This window comes from uncultured Tateyamaria sp. (assembly GCF_947494755.1).
Lineage (GTDB): Bacteria > Pseudomonadota > Alphaproteobacteria > Rhodobacterales > Rhodobacteraceae > Tateyamaria.
This window is the reverse complement of record NZ_CANLVZ010000057.1, coordinates 1-227: the sequence shown is the minus strand read 5'-3', so window position 1 is coordinate 227 and position 227 is coordinate 1. Positions and strand designations below refer to the sequence as shown.

Annotated in this window: 1 pseudogene; it reads left to right on the top strand. The window is 57.3% G+C overall.

The annotated features are described in order from the left end of the window. Window positions 1-189, top strand: a pseudogene (locus Q0908_RS20345) (IS3 family transposase); the annotation flags it as partial. Between the last annotated feature and the right edge of the window lie 38 nt (window positions 190-227).

Here is a 227-nt window from a genome sequence, read left to right as displayed (position 1 = left end):
CGATCTACGCAGCGCCGGATACCTGTTGGTCGCCCAGACGAAGAACGTTTGCTGGCCGATATGACAGCATTGACCCGACAATATGGCCGCTATGGCTATCGTCGGATCGCCGCGTTGCTGAGAGCTGCTGGCTGGCATGTGAACGACAAACGTGTCGAAAGGCTATGGCGGCGGGAGGGGCTGAAAGTGCTGACCTGCTCCCCTGAAAAGTCCGGCATTTAGAGTTA